The organism is Phenylobacterium koreense (genome assembly GCF_040545335.1).
GTDB lineage: Bacteria > Pseudomonadota > Alphaproteobacteria > Caulobacterales > Caulobacteraceae > Phenylobacterium > Phenylobacterium koreense.
In genome coordinates, this window is record NZ_JBEPLU010000003.1 from 245,593 (window position 1) to 265,226 (window position 19,634).

Below are 19,634 nucleotides of genomic sequence, written 5' to 3' on the forward strand. Positions count from 1 at the left end.
CCGCCGGCGCCTCGCCGCTCAGGTCTCCTCGTCGCCCATCATGTCCGCCGCCGACAACTCGTCCGGCCGGTATTTCGGCAATCTGGCGGCCGGGAAGATCGACAACAGCGAGATGCCCGCCACGACCAGGAACGCTCCGCGCAGGGCGCGGAGTCGGGCGTCTTCATTGATCGCGATCGCCGTCGCCACCTGATCCCGCGTTCCTGAGGTCGCGCCGAGGACGCCCCTCAGTTCCTCATTGGTTACGAAGTCGACCTCGTCGAACAGTACGCGATGGCTGAGCTCGGGCGGCAATCCGGACTGGTCGAAGGCCGAGGCGAGAAACACGCTCAGCAGACCGACCGCCACCACGCTGGCGAACGCGGCGCCCAGTGCGTTCGAGACGTTGTTCGCCACGCCGCGCAAAGCGGCCACGTCGCCGGCGAAGCGCTTGGGCGAGGCCGACACGAGCACATTGAAGAGCAGGGTCAGGAGCGTCCCCTCGCCGACGCCGACGAGGATCAGCCCCATAATGACTGTCACGGTGCTCCAGTCGTCCCCGACCGTGAAGGCGACCACGACCAGGCCGATTGCGATCAGAAGGAACGAGGCGACCCCGAGAATGCGTGGCGCGAAGCGGTCGTATAGGCGCACCGAGAGAACACCCGCCACCGCGATGGCGGCTGTGTAGGGCAAGATGGCCACCGCGGAGAACAGCGGCGTGCGGCCCTGGATGATCTGCACATAGAGCGGGATCAGAAATCCGACCGCGAGACCGAGGCTGCCCGCGGCCAGGAAGGCGACTACGGCGTTCCTCTCTTCTCGGCTGTCCAGGACCTCCACCGCAAGCAGGGGCTCCCCGCCCGCTGCGACGCGCCTGTTCGACCACGCGAAGAACGCCTGGCCCAGCAACACGCCCAGAAGAATGAGGATCGGCGCCGGCGACAGTCCGAGCAGCGAGAACGGTGCGGCGCTGTCGGCGACCAGGAGCCCCCAGGTCTGGAGGTTGTTGAAGCCGAGCAGGATCAGCGCCACCGCGGCCGCCGAGAGGACGACCCCGAACAGGTCGACCCGCGTGCCTGGCTGGCGCGGGATCGGCGCCAGACGAAAGCTCAGGATCAGGACCGCGACCGCCAGGGCCACGATCAGCCAGTACGAGTAGCGCCAGCTCAGCGTTGTGGCGAGGAATCCGGCGATGAGGAAGGTGACCGCGCTGGCGACCGCGGGGATGCCGGCGAGTACGCCCAGCGCCGTCTTCTGCTGTCGTCCGCGATAGTTCGCTGCGATCAGCACCACCAGGGTCGGGACGGCCGCGGCGGCGGCGGCTCCCGCGATCGACTGGGCGATATTCATGGCGCCGGCATTGGTCGCCGTCGCCATCATGGCCATCGCCAGGGCGTGTATGACGAGGCTGACCTGCATGACGAGACGCTCGCCGATGAGCTTGCCGATCTTCGCGCCAAGCATGACGAAGGCGGCCACGAACATCGAATAGAGGAGCAGCGCGGTCGCCGCAGCGGTGGCCGGCGCGCCCAGATCCTCGGAGAGCGGCCCCAGCGAAACGGGCAAGGCGCTGATGTTGATGGCCATCTGAAGTTGGGCCAGGACGATGACGACCAATGGCAACCACGGCGCCCGGCCATCGCGAGAGCCGGTGACGACAGAGTCGGCAGCCTGGTCCGGTGGTGTCATCATGTCGTCCCCTCCGAAACGCTCACAGCGGCAGCAGCCACGGCACCAGCAGCACGCTGACAATCAGGACAATCAGTGAGAACGGCACGCCGATCCGGACGAAGTCGCCGAAGGTGTAGTGTCCGGGCGCGACCACGAGCGTGTTCACTGGAGAGGATACCGGAGTCATGAACGCGGTCGAGGCCGCCAGCGCCACGATCATCGCAAACGGATAAGGCGAAGCGCCCATCTCCCGTGCGGTCGCGAGCGCCACCGGCGCCATCAGCACGGCCGTCGCCGTGTTCGAGATGAACATCCCGAGCAAGGCGGTGATCGCAAATAGCGTTCCCAGCACAACATGGGGGCCTGCGCCGACCGTGAGGGCCCGCAGGCCGCTCGCGGCGAGCTCCACTCCGCCGGTGCGCTCGAGCGCGATGGAGAACGGCAACATGCCGACGATCAGCACGATCGTCTTCCAGTCTATGGCGCGATAGGCGCCCCGGAAGTCGATGCAGCGCAGCGCCCCCATCAGCAGGCAACCGATGAGCGCCGCCTGGACGTTGGGAATGAGGCCGCTGACCATCAAGCCGACGACCAAGGCGAGGCAAGCCAGGGCATGGACCGCCTTTTCCGGCCTCGGCAGTTCCTCGGCGCGTTCGACCGCCATGCTGAGGATGACCAGCGGACTACCGTCCGATCGAAGCTTGTCGAGCTCTCGCCAAGGCCCGATCAGGAGCAAGGTGTCGCCCACCGCCAGCGGCTCATGCAGAAATTCGCGGCCGTAAGCGACCACACCGCGACGCAGGCCGATCGCGGTCAAGTTGAACCGCGCGGTGAACTCCTCACCGGCGATCGTATGGCCAGCCAGATCGGACGACGCCGCGACGATGACTTCGGCGAGGCCGATCTCCTGCGAGCGGTCGGCGAAATCGATCCCACGCAACGGCGCTGCTTCGAGCCCGAAGCGCTCACAGATGGACCGAATGTCCGAATTCGCCCCGGCATAGTCCATGAGCATGACGTCGCCGGCCTGCAGGCGCATCCTCGCCGATGGCTGCATGACCTCACGAGCCCGCCTGCGACCTCGCTCGACGGCAACGACATTGGCGCCGGGCCATCCGCTGAGGTCGAACGCTTCCAGGGTCCCGCCCGCCAAGGGCGACTGCGCGGCCACCCGCAGCCTGTGCTCGCGATCGGCCAGGCTGTACTCGTCGATCCAGGCCGAAAGGCTCGAGCGGCTCGAACTTGACCCCGGCGTGGCGGCGTCCGGAAGCCAGCGCCGCGCGATGCTCATATAGGCGACGCCGAGCAGCAGGACCGGCGCGCCGAACGGCGTGAAGCCGAAGAAGCCGAAGCCTTCCAAGCCATTGCGCTCGAGCTCGCCGTTCACGATCAGGTTTGGCGCGGTGGCCACCAGGGTCATCATTCCGCTGATCAACGCGGCCACGCTGAGCGGCATCATTAACCGGCCCGGACCGATGCCGGTGCTCTGCGAGATGCGCAGCGCCACCGGGATGAAGATCGCCGTAACGGCCGTCGAACTCATGGTCGCCCCGAGCGCGGCCACGACCACCATCAACAGCACCATCAGGCGCAGCTCGCTCCTGCCCGCCCTGGCGATCAGCCAGTCGCCCATCCGCTGGGCGACGCCGGTGCGGACCAACCCCTCGCCAAGCACGAACAGGGCGGCGATGAGGACGATGTTGGAATCGCCGAAACCGGCCAGAGCTTCCCCCATGGTGAGGACGCCGGTGAAGGGCAGCGCCACCAGCATGATCAGGGCGATCGCATCCAGGCGCGGCCTGTTGATCGCGAACATCACGATGGCCGCGCCAAGAAGCGCAAGAACGATCAGAAGATCAGTCGTGACCGCCTCCTAAGCCTCGCATCCGCATCTCCGCCGCCGAGACCTGGCCGCCGCATCAGGTGAGTTGCGGTTGTCCGTCGTTCCCGAAATCCGCACCGCCGGGCCAGGCGGGGCCGAACGCGCGCATGCGTTCGGCATAGTGGCGCAGCCGGTCCTGGACGAGCCGATGCACCGTCCCTTCCGGAAAGCTTCCCTCCGCAGCCGGCTGGCCGGCCGGCCGATCCATCAGCAACTCGATGCCCTCATCGACGTGACTGGTCGCCCAGACGTGGAAGCGCCCGGCCCCCACCGCCTCCACGACCTCTTCCTTGAGCATCAGGTTCTTGACGTTCGCCGTCGGCACGATCACCCCCTGCCCGCCGGTCAGCCCTCGCTCGCGGCAGACGTCGTAGAAGCCTTCGATCTTGCGGGTCACGCCCCCCACCGCCTGCACCTGTCCGTGCTGGTTCACCGCGCCGGTCACGGCGATGCCCTGGTTCAGCGGCAGTCCCGAGAGGGCCGACAGCAGGGCGTAGAGCTCTGTGGTCGACGCCGAGTCCCCGTCTATCCCGCCATAGGACTGCTCGAAGGTGATCGTCGCCGCCAGCGAGAGCGGCCAGTCCTGAGCATATTGCGCTTGCAGATAGCCGGTCAGGATCATGAAGCCCTTCGAATGGATCGGGCCGGAGAGCGCGATCTCTCGCTCGATGCTCTGCACCGCGCCCCGCCCCACCGAAACCCGAGCGGTCACCCGCGAAGGCTGGCCGAAGCTGTAGTCGCCGACATTGAGCACCGAGACCCCGTTTATCTCCGCCACCCTTGCGCCTTCGGTGTCGATCATCACCGTTCCGTCGGCGATCACCTCGCGCGTCTGCTCCTCGGCCAGGTTGCGCCGCCGCTCCTGTTTGGCGATGGCTGCGTCGACATCGTCCGCCAATACGTATTCGCGCCCCGCCTTGCCGGCCCAGTGGCTGGCCTCGACGGCCAGCCTGGCGATGTCGAGGAACCGGGTGGTCAGCTTCCGCTGATGGTCACGCAAGCGCGCTCCGTGCTCCACGATCCGGGCGACGGCCGAGCGGTCGAAGTGGAGCAGCCCGCGATCCTGAACCACCAGGCTCAGGAAGGCCGAATAGCTGGCGAGGTTCTCCTCGTTCCAGTCCATGTCCGGCGCGAATTCCGCCTTCACCCCGAACAGCTCCGGGAATTCGACATCGATCTGGTGAAGGGTTTTGTAGAGCCCGGCCGGCCCGATCAGGATCACCTTCACGTCGAGCGGAATCGGCTCCGGACGCGGCCGGGTGGTCGGCAGCGACGCGCCCTGCTCGCCCGGATTTTCGATCACCATCTCGCCGGACATGAGGGCGCGCTTCAGTCCCTCCCAGGCAAAAGGGTTACGCATGACGTCAAGGGCGTGGAGGATGAGGAAGCCGCCGTTGGCGCGGTGCAGCGCGCCCGGCTTGATCTGCCGGAAGTCCGTCACCATCGTCCCCATCACCGGCCGGTACTCCAGTCGGCCGATCAGGTTGTAGTAGGTGGGGTTCCTCTCAAGGACCACCGGCGCGCCGGTGATCGCGCTGTTGTCGATCAGCAGGTTGACCTCGTAGCGCGCCAAGCGCTCCCGATGCCGCCGCGCCTCGGCCGCGTCGTCCACGTGCTTGGCCTGCCTCGCCTCGGCCGCCATCAGGAAGTCCTCCAGATGTTCCGGCAGATCGCCTTGGATCTGCTCGAGGAAGAGAAGGACATTCGGCTGGTCGCCGTACTGCTCGCGCAACTCCGCGATAAGCGGGCTCGCGGCGGCCAGCGCCACCTCCTGATCGAGCGCCGTGATGCGCTGTTGGGCCTCCTTGTCGATCTGCCGCATCCCGCGCCTATAGGCGCCGACCTCGGCCTGGACCTGCGCGCCCCGCTGCTCGAGTTGCGCCCTGACCTCCGGGGTCAACTGGTCGAACACCTCCTGCGGCATCGGCTCGCCGTTCCGCAGCGGAATCGTGGCGACGCCGCTCGGCGTCATCTCCAGAGAGAACTCCCGTTCCTGCGCGAAGGCGCGCAGGGCCGCCAACAATTCGGCGCGCCGGGCGTTCACGGCGGCCAGGGACTGCTCTCGCCGCCGAGCGTAATCCTCGCCCTCGAAGGCGCGGAAGATCTCCCGCTGCGCCGCCTCCACGAACGACGTCATCGCCTTGACCAGCCCACGCCCCTCCCCGGCCGGCATCGAAAAGGCGCGCGGGCAGTCCGCTTCGGCGAAGTTGTAGACGTGGACCCAGTCCGGCGGCGTCGGCCGCGCCTCGGCGAAGGCGCGCACGGCCGCGAGCACCGTGCTCTCACGTCCGGCGCCGGGGGAACCGGCGGCGTAGAGATGGAAGCCCTTTGCGTCCACCTCGAGCGCGAAGGCGATCGCCTCGGCCGCGCGAGGCTGGCCGATCGTCGTCTTGATCGGCGGCACCTCGGCCGTCGTCTGGAATGGAAGGGTAGCCGGGTCGAGTCGCCGCCTCAGATCATGCGGCTGCAGCTCCAGCCGCTCGCGCAGGTCCCGCATGGCGCTTTCTCCGCATAAGGCTCGCGACACTTTTGCAGTCCGCGTCCCCCGGGTCGCAGAAGGGATATCGAAGAATGCCCGCAGAAGTGGCGGCAAGCCAAGACACCCTCGGCATTACCTAACCATCAGGAGGGTGCGAAGTTCGGCGCAGAGGCTCAGAAACGCCTGCTCACGACCTCGCCGACGCGCGCGACAGCAAGGGTCAGCACGGCCCAAGACCCGATGGGGACCACTCGTCCCCATCCATGCAAATCATTGATTTACAAGGAGATGAAGTAAATGGCGCGCCCGGAACGATTCGAACGTCCGACCCTCAGATTCGTAGTCTGATGCTCTATCCAGCTGAGCTACGGGCGCGCTTTGCCTTACGGCGAGGGCGCGGAACCTATGCGGAGCCCTTGCGGTTGGCAAGCGGGGTTCGAAGAAAAATTCGTCCTGAACCCAACTTTTTTTCTAGAGCCCCGGAAGACGGCCGCCGAGGCCCTTCAGGATCGCTCCGCCGACGCCCGGAATCCCCATCGGGGGCTTGGGTTGCTCTCGGCCAGGAGCGCCCTGACGGCCGCCCGCGACATCCTCGTCGCCGCCCATGCCGGGCATCTCCATGCCGAGCATGGCCCCAGTCTGGGACTTGTAGCGGACCTTCAGGGTCCAATCGATGTTCCACGGCGTCTTCGGGTCCGTCGGGCGCGGCGGATAGGAGACGTTGGTCTCGCCGCCGTAGGCCGCTAGCTGGACCATCAGGTTGGGCGCCGCCCTGACGGCCTCCTGCGGGATCGTGCAGGCGGTCGTGCCGGGCGACATGAGCGCCCGGTTCGCCACCAGCCGGGTCAGGTCCGCGTTGCTGAGATAGTCCGGCAAGGCGAAGGCCGAGGCCTGGACCTCGCTGGAGGTCCAGAGGACCATCGTCTCGTCTTCGCCCGCGCCCACACCGGTGGCCAGGTAACCGCGCGCATTGGGTATGGCGTTCCAGGCGAGCTGGCCCGAACCCGTTGGACCGATCGCGTTCTGGGTCAGGTTCAGCGGAGCAAGGAAGTCCTCCGACGCATTGAGCGCGAACTTGATGTCCGGGCTGTAGTTGCCGCGGATGAGGTGGTCGCCCACCAGCGAGCCGGCGGCGGGGACCGACGTCCGCGTCCGCTCGTTCGGCCATTCGCCATAGGTGGTGTTGCGTCCCGGAGACGGCGGCTGCATCGCCGCGCCGAACTGCGCGGCCAGGGCCTGCATTCCGGGCGGGACCTGACCGGCCGCCATCTTGGCGAAGTCGATGACGATCGGCTGGCCGGCCTTGGCGTGGTCGCCGCAGCCCCAGAAGATCAGCATCTTGCCCTTGGGCCGATAGTCGTTGGGCATCTGGCCCGGATCATGGTCCGGCGCCGGCGGGGCGCTCGTCGGAGTCAGCAGCGGCAGGCTCTGCCCGGCCCGCAGGCCGGAGGGCGGCAGGTGCTCGGCCACCGGCGCGCCCGTCGGCTTGCGCGAGGAGCCGAGTTGCAGGGTCAGGGACTTGGAGACGTTCGAGCCCCCGCCCATGGCCGCGCCCATGATGGAGCCGATGGACGGCCGTCCGCCGCCCGCAAGACCGCCAAAGCCCGTCGCGGTCTGGGCGCTCATCCAATAGGTCGCGACAGGTCCGGTCACCTGTTGCTTGGTCTGCGCCTGCGCGCCGCCGGCCATCAGCCCAGCCCCGGCGGCGACCGCCGCAACCCTGGCCCAACGCATGAGTTCGTCTCCTTGGGAAGCACACTCCGATAACGCGGGTATTTCTACCCTACGCTTAGAGCAAAGCTTCCGCAATTCGGCGAATGAGGTTCCGGCGTCGACAAGGCCGGCGAGCTGCGCCCTGGGGACTACAAAGTCAGGTCGCGCCAGGCGGTCACGCCGGGCCAGGCCCTGGCCTCGTAGACCGCCCGAGCCACCGCGCGGGCTAGGACGTCGGCGGCCAGGGCGCCGATTCGGGTCACGGTGAAGTCCGGCGCCTCCCCCATCGGGCGCTGGGCGGTGGAGAGCGCGAAGACGACGTCCCCGTCGAAGGGGGCGTGCACGGGCCTTATCGCGCGCGCCAGGCCGTCCTGGGCCATGATCGCCACCCGCCGGGCCTGGACCGGGGTCAGGGCGACGTCGGTGGCCACGCAAGCGACCGTAGTGTTCATCCGCGCCTTGGGATCGGTCTTGGCCAGGCCCCACTCGTCAGGACCGGCCCGCAGAGGCCCTGCGCCCAGGCCGCCGAATTCGCCCTGCAGCTCGAAGGGGGCAGCCCAGAAGGCCCTCCCCCCCGGCGCGATCACCGAGCCGAACGAGTTCACGCAGACCAGCGCCCCGATCGTGATCCCATCGGCCGCGACGACCGAAGCCGAACCGGTCCCGCCCTTTAACTTGCCGGCCATGGCGCCATAGCCGGCGCCTGCCGTCCCCAGGTCGAAATCGCGGTCGGCGGCGGCCACCGCATCGCGCCCGAGCTGACGATAGGGCGGGCTTTCGCCCCATCCCTTGTCGCCGCCGTTGGCGAGGTCGTAGAGAATGGCCGCCGGAACGACGGGCGATTTCGGAACGCCCGCGGCGCTCACCAGGCCATAGCCTCGTCCCTGCGCGCCCAGCCAGCCAACCACGCCGTCGGCGGCGGCCAGGCCATAGACCGAGCCGCCCGAGAGCACGACCGCGTCGATCGCCTCGACCAGATTCTCGGCCGCCAGGGCGTCGGTCTCCCGTGTGCCCGGCCCTCCGCCGCGCACGTCGCACGCCGCTACGGCGCGCTCATCGGGCAGGATGACGGTGACGCCGGTCCTGGCCCCCTCGTCATGCGCCTGGCCGACGCGCAGCCCCGGCACGTCTGTGATCAGGTTGCGTCGACCGGGCCCGGCAGCTTGCAGAGAACTCATAATCGGCATCGAAAGCAGGCGGCGCATTGGTTGTCCACGGTGAGGTGGCTATGGTGCAGCTCCTCATTCCGTCGCGTGGTCTTCGTCGTGCCCCAGATTCAGCGTTTCGCCGCCCTTTCACTCGCGTTCGCACTTACCGCCTGTGCTACGGCGTCCACCGAAACAAGGCCTCAGGCCGCCGCTGCGGCTCCGCACGGCCAGGTCATGGTCTCCGCCGCCAATCCCCTGGCGGTGGAGGCTGGTCTCGACGTCCTGCGCAAGGGCGGCTCGGCGGTCGACGCCGCCGTGGCCGTGCAGGCGGTCCTGGGCCTAGTGGAGCCGCAGAGCTCGGGGCTCGGCGGCGGCGCCTTCATGACCTATTACGACGCCCAGACGCGCAAGGTCGTCGCCTATAACGGCCGCGAGACCGCGCCTGCCGGCGCGACCCCGAACATGTTCCTGGACGAAAGCGGCAAGCCCCTGCCCTTCCCGGTCGCCGTGACCAGCGGCAAGGCGACCGGCGTGCCGGGCGCGATCGCCATGCTCTCCATGGCCCAGACCGAGCACGGCAAGCTGGCCTGGAAGGACCTGTTCGGCGACGCCGAACGCCTGGCGGACCAGGGTTTCGTCGTCAGCCCCCGTCTGGCCGGCATGATCTCCAGCAACTTCCCCCAGGCCGGAACACCGGACGCCACCGCTTATTTCACCAAGCCCGACGGCCAGCGCTACCAGGCCGGCGACCTGCTGAAGAACCCGGCCTACGCCGCCAGCGTCCGCAAGATCGCGGCCGAGGGGCCCAAGGCCCTGCTCGAGGGGACGCTGGCCCAGGAGATCGTCGCCAAGACCGGCCAGGGCCCGCTCCCCGGAACCATGACCCTGGCCGACCTCAAGGCCTATCGCCCCAAGGTCGGCGACGCGGTCTGCGGCCCCTATCGCGTCTACGTGGTCTGCGTGCCCAACGCGCCCTCCAGCGGCGCGGCCCTGCTCCTGGGCCTCGGCATCCTTGAGCATACCGACATCGCCCAGCGCGGCCCGACCGATCCCCAGGCCTGGTTCCTGTTCGCCCAGGCCAGCCGCCTGATGTACGTCGACCGCGATCGCTATTTCGGCGACCCGGACTTCACGCCGGTCCCGATCGAGGGTCTGCTGGACCCCGACTACGTCGCCGGCCGCGCCAAGCTGATCGGCGATGTGGCCGGGCCGGCTCCAGCCCCCGGAACGCCTCGCGGCGCCGGCGCCCTGGCCCCTGACGCCACCAAGGAGCCGGGCGGCACCACGCACTTCGTCATCGTGGACGCCGAAGGCGACGTGGTCTCCATGACGACCACGGTGGAAAGCATCTTCGGCACCGGCCGGATGGTCGGCGGCTTCTTCCTGAACAACCAGCTCACCGACTTCTCCTGGTCCCCGACCAACGCCGACGGGACCAAGGCCGCCAACGCCGTCGCGCCGGGCAAGCGTCCGCGCTCGTCCATGGCGCCGACCATCGTCCTCGATCGCGAGGGGCGCCTGGTGGCGGCCGTCGGCTCGCCGGGCGGCAATTCCATCCTGGCCTACAACCTGAAGGCCCTGGTCGCGATCCTGGACTGGAAGATGAGCGTGCAGGACGCCTTCAACCTGCCCAACCTGATCGCGCGCGGCGACAGCTTCGCCTCGGAGCCCGCGCGCTTTGCGCCCGGCGTGGTCGAAGCGCTGGCCGCCAAGGGCATCGAGTTCAAGGGCAGCGGCGGCGAGGGTTCGGGCCTGCACGGCGTGAAGGTCACCCCGCAGGGCCTGCAGGGCGGCGCCGACGACCGCCGCGAGGGCGTGGCCAAGGGCTTTTAGGAAGCCTTGGCCTTCCGCCGCCTCGGCGGCGGCTTAAGGGGCGGCGGCGCCCCTGGCAGGCGCAGCTCGAAAATTGACCCTTCGGGGCCGGTCTCAGCCAGCGACAGGTCGCCGCCGTGGCCCTGGGCGAGTTCCCGGGCGATGGCCAGCCCAAGCCCCGCCCCGCCCGGCCGGGTCGAACCGGCGAAGGGCTGGAAGAGGCGCTCGCGCGCCCGCTCCGAAACGCCAGGCCCGTTGTCGGCCAGACGCAGGACGCTCACTCCGTCGTCGGCGAACAGCGACACCTGGATCATGCCAGGACCTGTCCGTTCGGCCTGCTGCTCGATCGCCTCACGGGCGTTGCGCATCAGGTTCACCAGGATGCGGTGCAACTGGTCGGGGTCGGCGTTCACCCGCTCGCCCGGCTGCACCAGCGACACCAGCCGCACGCCGTCCGGGGTCAGCCGAGCCTCCTCGGCGGCGGCGTCCAGCGCCTCGCCCAAGGTCAGCGGGCGGGCGTCCGGCGCGGCCTCTTCTGTCTTGCCGTAGGTCAGCACGTCGCTGGCCAGCTTCACGGCGCGGTCGAGGGCCCGCTCCAAGCGCGGCATGGCCTGGGTGACCTGCGGATCCTTCAACGCCGCCAGCCGCTCCGATGCGATCTGGGCGCTGGTCAGCATGTTGCGCAGGTCGTGATTGATCTTGGCCACCGCCTCGCCCAGAGCGGCCAGGCGGGCGCGTGAGGACAGGGCCGCGCGCAGCTCGTCCTGCATCCGGTTGAGCTGCACCTCGGCCCGCCCGATTTCGTCCCGACGGCCTGACGGCGTCAGCCGCGCTCCGGCGTCCTCGGGATCGGCGGCGAAGCGCTCCATCGAATGGGTGATCCGCTGCATCGGCCGGACCAGGAAGTAGTTGAGCGACAGGTAGACCAGCGTCCCGGCCAGCACCGACACGAAGGCCATGATCGCCAGCAGGCGCCAGAGATAGACACTGAGTTCGGCCTTGAGCTCGGTGTCGGGCGCCACGACCTCGATGAACTGGGCCTGATAGAATCGCGGCTCGGCGATCACACGGACCATTCGCCCCTCGCCCCCGCCGAACAGGGTCTGGAACGGCGCCGACAGCCAGGAGGCCGGCGCCTGGTCGCGCAGGTCGACCAGATAGGGCGGCTCTTCCAGCCGCGGCCCCGGCACCTTCAGGAACCGGTTGCCGTCATTGTCGAGCACCGCGACGGTCTGTACCCCGGCCCCCTGCCGCAGGCGTTCGGCCAGGTTTTCGCTGAGGACCTGGTCGGGCGCGACCTCGGTGGCCATGGAGGCCAGTTCCGCCGCCCGGACGCGGTCCAGCAGCCACTGCTCCTCGAACGCCGCCAGGGCCGCAGGCAAGGCGAAGGCGCTCGCGCCCGCAACGAAGAGCACAGTCAGAATCAGCAGACGCGCAGACAGGCCGCCCGGCCAGAAGAAACGGCGCGTAGGCGGCTTTGTGGGCGCCGGGGGAGAAGGGGCGTCCGCCATGACGAGTCCCCGTTACTTCACCCGCATCGGTTCGGCAACGCGGGCTTCGATACAAGCGTAGCCGAATCTTGGCTTCCGGCTCAATTCGCGCCGACCGCTTGGGCCAGACTCGTGAAGCCGTCGCGGCGCAGGCAGGCCGCCAGTTCCTGCTTGATGCGCGTGACCAGGCCCGGGCCTTCGAACACCATCGCCGAATAGAGCTGCACCGCGCCGGCGCCCGCGCGGATGCGCTCATAGGCGTCTGCGCCGGATGCGATCCCGCCAGCGGCGATCAGGGCCGTCCGTCCCGCGCTCGCCTGGCGGAAGCGTCCCAGCATCTCGGCCGCGAGCGTCTTCAGCGGCGCGCCGGAGAGGCCGCCGGCCTCCCCCGCATATGGCGAAGCCAGGGCAGGACGGCTGATGGTGGTGTTGGAGACGATGATTCCCGACAGCCCGTTGGCGACGACGGTTTCGACGATCGCCTCCACCTCGCCGTCCTCCAGGTCCGGCGCGACCTTCAGGAAGATCGGGACGCGCCCGGCGGCCGGCAGGCCGTCGCGCGCCTGAGCGAGCCGTCCCAGCAGTTCCTCCAGGGCGGCCTTGGTCTGCAGCGCCCGCAGGCCCGGCGTGTTGGGCGAGGAGATGTTGATCGTGAAATAGGAGGCCAGGCCCCAGAGGCGCGTCAGGCCGGTCACATAGTCGGCGATGCGGTCCTCGGCGTCCTTGTTGGCTCCGATATTGGCCCCGACCACGCCGGGTCCGCGCCGCGCCAGACGCGCCGCGAACGCTTCCAGGCCGTCGTTGTTGAAGCCCATGCGGTTGATCACCGCCCGATCTTCCGTCAGGCGGAACAGGCGCGGCCGCGGATTGCCGGCCTGCGGCAAGGGCGTGACCGTGCCGCACTCCACAAAACCGAAGCCGGCCCGCAGCATGGGCCCGAACACCTCAGCGTTCTTGTCGAAGCCGGGGGCCAGGCCAACGCAGTTGGGCAGCATCAGCCCGGCGACCTCAGTGGCCAGGATCGGATCGTCCTTCCCGCCACGCGGGCCAAGCCCGGCGGCTAGGGCGCGGATGGTGAAGCGGTGCGCGTCCTCGGGATCGATCAGGTGCAGGGCGCGGGCGGCGATGTCGTGCAAGCTCATCCGAGCGCTCCAAGTTGGGGGACCCCATCGGGACCGAGCGGCGCTTCGGTGACCGCGAGCACCTTGTCGGTCGACAGATGCGCATAGAGATGGGGGAAGAGGTCGCCGCCGCGGGAAGGCTCCCAGACCAGCGCCTGCCCCAGAGCCTCGGCCTCGACCGCCAGCACCACGAGGTCGGCCTGGCCGGCGAAGTGCCGCCGGGCCGTCTCGGCCGCCTGGCTCGCCGTCGAGAAATGGATATAGCCGTCGGTCAGGTCGACCGCCGATCCCTCGAACATCCCCTTGGCCTGGGCCGCGGCCCACTCGGCGCGGGGCAGGATCTTGTAGATGCGCGTCACGTGTCAGCCCCGGGGGAAGAAGAGGCCGTCATAGGCCGGGCGGCCGGTCGCATCGAACAGGAAGACGGCGGCCGTCGCGGTGGGGAACATCGCATGGGCCCGCGCGATTAGCGGCGACGGCGCAGAGCCTTCGTTCAGCAGGCGGATGACGAGTTCCTGCAGGCCGGGATTGTGGCCGACCACCATCACGACCCTGGACGTCTCGCCCGCGTCCTCGGCCAATTTGCGAACGACCCGTTCCTCCGCGTGATAGAGCGAGGGCTCCACTCGCCAGGCCGCGCCGGGAAAGGACTCCTGCGCCGCCGCCCATGTCTCGCGGGTCCGCGCCGCGGGCGAGACCAGGACGAGATCGGGCACCAGCCCCAGGTCCGCGAGATGCGCCGCCGCAGCCGCCGACTCACGCACGCCGCGATGGGTGAGCTTGCGATCGAAATCGTCGCCGCTGACGGATTCGCGCTCCGCCTTCCCGTGCCGCAGGAGAATAAGCCTGTCCATTGACGCTCCGAAGCGCTCCTCACAACCGAAGCGCCCCCAAGCGCCGCAGAAGTGTCATAGCGGTACGAAGGCCCGGCGCGAAGCTGTTGACAGCAAAACAGCTTGGCGGTCCAAGCGTCGCATGACCGCATTGGCGATCCCTCCTGGCGAAAGCGGCGGCGGCGTTCATCGCTTTCCCGCCGGCCAGCCCCTGCGCCTGGATTCGGGCGCGCTGCTCGCGCCGCTGGAGATCGCCTACAAGACCTACGGCGCCCTCAACGCCGACAAGTCGAACGCGGTCCTGGTCTGCCACGCCCTCACCGGCGACCAGCATGCGGCCTCCACCCACCCCGTGACCGGCAAGCCCGGCTGGTGGAACCGGGTGATCGGCCCGGGCCTGCCGCTCGATCCGGCCCGGCACTTCATCATCTGCACCAACGTCGTCGGCGGCTGCATGGGCTCGACCGGGCCAGCCTCGCTCGACCCGAAGACGGGCCAGCCCTACGGCCTTTCCTTTCCGGTCATCACCATCGCCGACATGGTGCGCGCCCAGGCCATGTTCATCGAGGCCCTGGGGATCGAAACCCTGTTCGCCGTGGTCGGCGGCTCCATGGGCGGGATGCAGGTCCTGCAGTGGGCGGCCGACTATCCGGAGAAGCTGTTCTCGGCGATCTGCATCGCCGCGGCCGCCCGCCACTCCGCCCAGAACATCGCCTTCCACGAGGTCGGGCGCCAGGCGATCATGGCCGACCCGGACTGGCGCGGCGGCGCCTACCAGCTCTCCGGCGTGCGGCCGGAGAAGGGACTGGCGGTCGCCCGTATGGCCGCGCACATCACCTATCTCTCCGAGCGGGCCCTACAGCGGAAGTTCGGCCGCGAACTGCAGCGCGACGGCCTCTCCTGGGGGTTCGACGCCGACTTCCAGGTCGAGAGCTATCTGCGCCACCAGGGGACCAGCTTCGTCGACCGCTTCGACGCCAACTCCTACCTCTACATCACCCGGGCCCTGGACTATTTCGACCTCGCCGCGCGCCATGAGGGCGTGCTGGCGCAGGCCTTCCAGCGCGCCCGCCACGTGCGGTTCTGCGTGCTCTCCTTCTCCTCGGACTGGCTCTATTCCACGGCCGAGAGCCGCGACATCGTCCGCGCGCTGAACGCCGCCGGCTGCCGGGCCTCCTTCGCGGAGATCGAGACCGACAAGGGCCACGACGCCTTCTTCCTCGACGAACCGGCGCTGGACTCCGCCCTGAGAGGGTTCCTGGCCTCCGCCGCCGAGAAGCGGGGCCTTGCGTGAGCTCCATGCGTGACGACTTCACCGAGATCCTGCGGTTGGTCCGCCCGCGCGCCCGGGTGCTCGACGTCGGTTGCGGCGAGGGCGAGCTACTCGAACTGCTGACCCGCGAAAAAGCCATCGACGGCCAGGGGTTGGAGCTCTCGGGCGATGGGGTGGCGGCCTGCCTTGCGCGAGGCCTGGCGGTGGTCCAGGGGGACGCCGACCGCGACCTCGACCACTTCCCGACCCGGGCCTTCGACTACGCGATCCTCTCCAAGACGCTGCAACAGGTCCGCGACCCGCGCCATGTGCTGCGCGAGCTGTTGCGGATCGCCGACCGGGCGGTGGTCTCGTTCCCGAACTTCGGACACTGGCGGGTGCGCTGGTCGCTGCTGGCGACTGGCCGGATGCCCACGACCAAGGCCCTGCCCGAGCCCTGGTGGTCGACGCCCAACATCCACCTCTGCACCCTGCGCGACTTCACGGTGCTCTGCGATCAACTGGGGCTGCGGATGGAGGCCTGCGCGGCCCTGGTCCCCGGCAAGCCGGCGCGGGCGATAGATCCGGCGCGGGGGATCGAGAACTGGCGGGCCGAGACCGCCCTCTTCCTGTTAAGCCGAAAGGCGGAGCCAGCGCCTGCGCCGGCCCCGCCTCCAGGCGGCCTCTTCGATTAGCGGCGGGCGGCGGGGGGACTCCGCCCGAAAACGCCGCTGTCAGGAGAGCCATTTGGGCTGCGGCCGACCCGCCGCAGCCATCAGGCTGAGGAGCGCCAGGCTCCCCTCGAAGAGGCAGAAGCCGGCCACGAACAGGACCGGCGTCTCCACCAGGGCGCTCGGATCGAGCACCACAAGCACTGCGCCGAGGGCCAGGCACACGAGCGCGCCGGCCAGGGCGATCTTCGAACGCCAGAGCGGCGGGACGCCATGGGTGCGCCGCGCCACTCCGACCAACCCCGCCCCGATCGCCAGAAGGCCTCCAGCCAGGAGCGTCACCACTTACTCACCTCCTCAGAACAGGAACCGGACGACGACGCGGGCGTCGTAGGCCTCGTAGTCGTCGCGATACTCGCCGCCGCCTTCCAGCGCGAAGTCGAAGTATTCCCCCTGCCCGCGCAGGGCTGCGCGGACGACCGGCCCGCCGCCCGAGAGGTTCGGCGCCTCCAGGCTGAACGAAGGACCTCCGGCGACGAAGCGGGCGGTCGTGACGTCCACTCCGTCGCCGGTTGCCTGCCGCCATCCGGCGGTCAGCTCGGGAACCCACGCAAACGCGCTCTCCTCGCCGAAGCGGGCCCCGAAAGTCACGCCTGCGAAGCCGCTGAGCTGGTCGCTCGAGCGTTTGTCGATGGAAAGGTCGATGGCCTCGCCGCCGCCGGACTCGGTGCGGCCGTCTTCCTTCAGCAGGAAGTAGTCGGCGGTGAGGTTGGGCTTCACGTAGAAGCGCCCCATGTCCACCTGGTAGGCGAGGCCGGCATGCGCCGAAGCGGTGAAGCCGTTCCAGTCGGACTTGGCCTCGCGGTTGAGGCCTGCAGCCAGGTCGTTGACGACCCGCGTGCTCTTCAGCTTGGCGTAGCCGCCGTTGAGGCCGAAGTTGGCGACCAGGCCGCCGGCTTGGTCGCGCCAGTAGACCCCGGCCGAGAACACCTGCCCGCCCAGGGATTCGGCGATCGCCGCGCCGTCGTCGTCGACGTCGACGTTCACGAAGCTGGTCATGACGCCCAGCGTGCCGATGCCCGCATAGGGCGCCTCGACGCCGGCTGCGAGACCGAAGCCGTCGGCGTCGTAATTGGTCGTGCGGTCCACGTCGCGCTTCACCAGGAAGGCGATCTCCTGGGTCCAGACCCGCAGACCCGCGCCGGTCTGGACTCCGTCGGCCTCGTCGATGGCCCGGCTGGTGGCGTCGGACGCCGCCGCCAGGGTGTGGAAGAGGCTGCCCGAGAAGTCCGGCAGGAACTGGTCGTAGAGGGCCGCGAAGCTGCCGGCGTCGGTCTTGGACAGCACCGCGTCGCGGACCGCCGCCTCCCGATCGAAGTTGGCGAAGAAGGCGTCATAGGCGCCCGCCTCGCCGGCGTTCAGGCCAGCCTCGGTAGCGGTGCGGCGGCGCACGTCGGCCAGCAGCGAGTTGTTGGCCGCATCGACCCGCAGCTCGGTCCGATAGAGCCAGGGCGTGGACTCCAGCAGGCTCTGGTCCACCGAACCGGCGTTGAGCGCCCCGGCCTTGATCAGGGTGAAGGTCGTCGCCTCGTCCAGCTTGGAGGCGAAGCGCAGCCCGACCTTCGAACCGCTGGCCAGGTTCGCCGCGCCGGCGACGTTCAGCAGGGTGCTCTGGCCGCTTGCCGGATCGGCGGTCAGCACCAGCTCGCCGCTCGCTCCGACGTCCAGCGACGACAGGTTGATCGCCGCCACGTTGGTCGTGGTCAGCCGGCCCTTGCCGATGCGGACGGCAAGCCCCCCGCCGGCGTCGCTCAGCCCGCCGGCCATCGACGCGCCGCCATCGATCACCAGGGTGTCGGCGCCGGAGCCGAACGCCACATTGCCGGCCAGAGCGCCGGCCAGCAGTTCAAGCTGGGCCGGGCCCGAGCCGAACAGCACGTCGCCGACGATGCTCGGCGTGATGGTCGAGATGGAATTCGGCCCCTGGCGAACCGTCACGCCCTGGGTGTTGGCCCGCAGGTCGAGCGCCACGGCGCTCCCGGTGACCGCCGTCCCGTCGCTGTTGGCGATCACCGCCGCGATGGTGTTGGTGTTCTCGATCGTCCGCAGAGTCCCGGCCGAGTCGAGGATGGCCGTCGCCGAACCCTTCGAGCCGGTGATGGTGGCGCCGATCGTGCCGGAGTTGCCCAGATAGTCGACCGAGGCGCCGGAGTTGATCTGGATCGCGCGGACGTCGACCGCATCGGTTGCGGTGGCGGCGGCCTTGATGGACCCGCCCTCGACCAGGAACTTCGGGGTGGTGACGCCGGCTCCCAGCAGGACGCCGGTGGAACCGGCCTTCACTGAGGCGGTGCTCACTGTGCCGAGAACGCGCACGCCGCCTTCGACCGAGACCGCGCCGCCCAGGCCGCCGAGTTGAACGCCCGTCGTGGAAAAGCCGTCATAGACGCCGGAGCTCTGCACGACGCCGCGGATGTCCAGGCCGTATGAGCCGGCCGGACGGCCATCGACGCCGATGCGCACGGCGCGCGAGTCCGATCCGACCAGCATGGCCGGCGCAGAGCCGTAGGCGTTGATGACGCCCGTCGTCTCGCTGGCGTCGGCGATCCCGTCGTCATCCTCGTCCGTGTTGGCGGGATTCAGATCCGCCGGCGGAGCATCGACGATGATCCCGCCGAAGACGTCGCCGCTCACCCGCACCGCCGGTCCGCCGACCAGCAGGTCGTCCGCGTCGAGCTTGGCGATGGCCGCGTCGGCCGGCCGCGTGGTGTAGCGGAAGCCGGTCGCGGTGATGGCGTTCCCCAGCACCAGCTTGCCGCCGATGTTGCCGTCCGTGGCCACCGCGACGGCGCCCTGCCCCTGGGCGGTGATGGTCGAGAGCAGCGAGACGTCGCCGCCGACGGTGCTGGCCGTGTGCACGCCGTAGGTGCGATCGCCGCTGACGCCGATGGCGCCGGCGGTGCGCAGCGAGCCGTCGATGGCCGTTTCGACCGAGATGCCCGCCGAGTCGTTGCCCTGCACGCTGATCGTGCCGGCGCTCTGCTCGACCCCGCCGTGGAAGGCGTCGGGGCCGGTAACACGGATGCCGAAACGGCGCGCGCCCGTGGCGAAGGCGCCGTCCAGGTCCCCGTCGCCGTCGGCGTCTTTCAGCTCGGCGCTGTCGTTGATGGTGATCGAGCCGGCGTTCTTCACCTGGCCGGTCACGCCGCCGATGGCTAGCAGGCCCGTGGCGTCGTTGGCGTCCTGGATATTGATGGCGCCTTCGTTGGTGATGCTGTTGTCGCTGTTCAGGGTGACGGCCGCGCCGCCGGTGACCTTGATCGAGCCGGCGCTCGAAATCCGCACATTGTCCGGCCCGCCGTTCGCGGCGGTCGCCGTGGCCACCGGCGCGGTGGTCTCGGTGGAAATGACGGTCTCAGCCTGAGCGGCGCTCGCGATGAGGCATATCGGCGAAGCTGCAGCCAGAAGCACGTGACGAAGGCGCATGATCACTCCAGTCGGGCCTCACGACGTGGCGGCTGCCACAGACCCATGTTATGATGACAACGAGTCGTTGCACGTCTCGTATAAATACGTTTCG

General features: G+C 69.2%; 14 protein-coding genes and 1 tRNA gene. 3 read left to right on the top strand and 12 right to left on the bottom strand.

The features are described from left to right. Positions 1 to 18: 18 nt before the first annotated feature. The 6 genes from ABID41_RS17215 to ABID41_RS17240 form a co-directional block, all read right to left on the bottom strand. Positions 19 to 1,674: an MFS transporter gene (locus ABID41_RS17215; RefSeq protein ID WP_354298254.1), complete on the bottom strand. Its 1,656-nt coding sequence runs from the start codon at positions 1,672 to 1,674 to the stop codon at positions 19 to 21. A 19-nt stretch (positions 1,675 to 1,693) separates the two neighbouring features. Further along, positions 1,694 to 3,469 (bottom strand): SLC13 family permease, encoded by a 1,776-nt coding sequence (locus ABID41_RS17220; protein ID WP_354298417.1) that lies wholly within the window; start codon positions 3,467 to 3,469, stop codon positions 1,694 to 1,696. Between the two features lie 103 nt (positions 3,470 to 3,572). Then, positions 3,573 to 6,032, bottom strand: coding sequence for a Lon protease family protein (locus ABID41_RS17225; RefSeq protein WP_354298255.1), 2,460 nt, complete (start codon positions 6,030 to 6,032; stop codon positions 3,573 to 3,575). A 280-nt stretch (positions 6,033 to 6,312) separates the two neighbouring features. Continuing rightward, a tRNA-Arg gene (locus ABID41_RS17230) sits at positions 6,313 to 6,389 on the bottom strand. A gap of 96 nt (positions 6,390 to 6,485) precedes the next feature. Then, positions 6,486 to 7,748: a hypothetical protein gene (locus ABID41_RS17235; RefSeq protein WP_354298256.1), complete on the bottom strand. Its 1,263-nt coding sequence runs from the start codon at positions 7,746 to 7,748 to the stop codon at positions 6,486 to 6,488. Positions 7,749 to 7,876: 128 nt separating this feature from the next. Next, positions 7,877 to 8,905 (bottom strand): P1 family peptidase, encoded by a 1,029-nt coding sequence (locus ABID41_RS17240; RefSeq protein ID WP_354298257.1) that lies wholly within the window; start codon positions 8,903 to 8,905, stop codon positions 7,877 to 7,879. A 204-nt stretch (positions 8,906 to 9,109) separates the two neighbouring features. On the opposite strand from ABID41_RS17240, the gene ggt reads away from it, so the two are divergent. Beyond that, a complete protein-coding gene (gene ggt, locus ABID41_RS17245) occupies positions 9,110 to 10,708 on the top strand; it encodes a gamma-glutamyltransferase (RefSeq protein WP_435530028.1) in 1,599 nt (532 codons plus the stop codon). On the opposite strand, the gene ABID41_RS17250 is transcribed toward ggt, so the two are convergent. The 4 genes from ABID41_RS17250 to ABID41_RS17265 all read right to left on the bottom strand — a co-directional run bounded on the left by ABID41_RS17250 (position 10,705) and on the right by ABID41_RS17265 (position 14,152). Further along, entirely contained in the window at positions 10,705 to 12,198 is a 1,494-nt protein-coding gene (locus tag ABID41_RS17250) for a sensor histidine kinase (protein WP_331931732.1), read from the bottom strand. The two genes, ggt and ABID41_RS17250, sit on opposite strands and share 4 nt — an antisense overlap. 80 nt (positions 12,199 to 12,278) lie before the next feature. After that, entirely contained in the window at positions 12,279 to 13,319 is a 1,041-nt protein-coding gene (locus ABID41_RS17255; RefSeq protein ID WP_354298259.1) for a quinone-dependent dihydroorotate dehydrogenase, read from the bottom strand. Then, the gene (locus tag ABID41_RS17260; protein ID WP_331931734.1) at positions 13,316 to 13,657 is read right to left on the bottom strand and encodes a DUF952 domain-containing protein; all 342 of its coding nucleotides are present in this window, start codon (positions 13,655 to 13,657) and stop codon (positions 13,316 to 13,318) included. Before ABID41_RS17260 ends, ABID41_RS17255 begins: the two co-directional genes overlap by 4 nt. A gap of 3 nt (positions 13,658 to 13,660) precedes the next feature. After that, on the bottom strand, positions 13,661 to 14,152 hold the full coding sequence (locus ABID41_RS17265; RefSeq protein WP_354298260.1) for a SixA phosphatase family protein: 492 nt from the start codon (positions 14,150 to 14,152) through the stop codon (positions 13,661 to 13,663). 121 nt (positions 14,153 to 14,273) lie between these two features. On the opposite strand from ABID41_RS17265, the gene metX reads away from it, so the two are divergent. Together metX and metW are read left to right on the top strand one after the other, a co-directional pair. Beyond that, a complete protein-coding gene (gene metX / locus ABID41_RS17270) occupies positions 14,274 to 15,425 on the top strand; it encodes a homoserine O-acetyltransferase MetX (protein ID WP_354298261.1) in 1,152 nt (383 codons plus the stop codon). 5 nt (positions 15,426 to 15,430) lie between these two features. Beyond that, on the top strand, positions 15,431 to 16,078 hold the full coding sequence (gene metW / locus ABID41_RS17275) for a methionine biosynthesis protein MetW (protein ID WP_354298418.1): 648 nt from the start codon (positions 15,431 to 15,433) through the stop codon (positions 16,076 to 16,078). A 39-nt stretch (positions 16,079 to 16,117) separates the two neighbouring features. Here the strand turns inward: metW and ABID41_RS17280 are convergent, their stop codons facing one another. Together ABID41_RS17280 and ABID41_RS17285 are read right to left on the bottom strand one after the other, a co-directional pair. Continuing rightward, on the bottom strand, positions 16,118 to 16,399 hold the full coding sequence (locus tag ABID41_RS17280; protein WP_354298262.1) for a hypothetical protein: 282 nt from the start codon (positions 16,397 to 16,399) through the stop codon (positions 16,118 to 16,120). 12 nt (positions 16,400 to 16,411) lie between these two features. After that, entirely contained in the window at positions 16,412 to 19,540 is a 3,129-nt protein-coding gene (locus ABID41_RS17285) for an autotransporter outer membrane beta-barrel domain-containing protein (protein ID WP_354298263.1), read from the bottom strand. Positions 19,541 to 19,634 lie beyond the last annotated feature (94 nt).

Excerpts from the sequence above, each read along its gene's own strand:
- ABID41_RS17215 (WP_354298254.1), bottom strand. The coding sequence starts at position 1,674 with ATGATGACACCACCGGACCAGGCTGCCGACTCTGTCGTCACCGGCTCT.
- ABID41_RS17255 (WP_354298259.1), bottom strand. The coding sequence starts at position 13,319 with ATGAGCTTGCACGACATCGCCGCCCGCGCCCTGCACCTGATCGATCCC.
- ABID41_RS17285 (WP_354298263.1), bottom strand. The coding sequence starts at position 19,540 with ATGCGCCTTCGTCACGTGCTTCTGGCTGCAGCTTCGCCGATATGCCTC.
- ABID41_RS17265 (WP_354298260.1), bottom strand. The coding sequence starts at position 14,152 with ATGGACAGGCTTATTCTCCTGCGGCACGGGAAGGCGGAGCGCGAATCC.
- ABID41_RS17225 (WP_354298255.1), bottom strand. The coding sequence starts at position 6,032 with ATGCGGGACCTGCGCGAGCGGCTGGAGCTGCAGCCGCATGATCTGAGG.
- ABID41_RS17235 (WP_354298256.1), bottom strand. The coding sequence starts at position 7,748 with ATGCGTTGGGCCAGGGTTGCGGCGGTCGCCGCCGGGGCTGGGCTGATG.
- ABID41_RS17240 (WP_354298257.1), bottom strand. The coding sequence starts at position 8,905 with ATGAGTTCTCTGCAAGCTGCCGGGCCCGGTCGACGCAACCTGATCACA.
- ggt (WP_435530028.1), top strand. The coding sequence starts at position 9,110 with ATGGTCTCCGCCGCCAATCCCCTGGCGGTGGAGGCTGGTCTCGACGTC.
- ABID41_RS17250 (WP_331931732.1), bottom strand. The coding sequence starts at position 12,198 with ATGGCGGACGCCCCTTCTCCCCCGGCGCCCACAAAGCCGCCTACGCGC.
- metW (WP_354298418.1), top strand. The coding sequence starts at position 15,431 with ATGCGTGACGACTTCACCGAGATCCTGCGGTTGGTCCGCCCGCGCGCC.
- ABID41_RS17220 (WP_354298417.1), bottom strand. The coding sequence starts at position 3,469 with ATGTTCGCGATCAACAGGCCGCGCCTGGATGCGATCGCCCTGATCATG.
- metX (WP_354298261.1), top strand. The coding sequence starts at position 14,274 with ATGACCGCATTGGCGATCCCTCCTGGCGAAAGCGGCGGCGGCGTTCAT.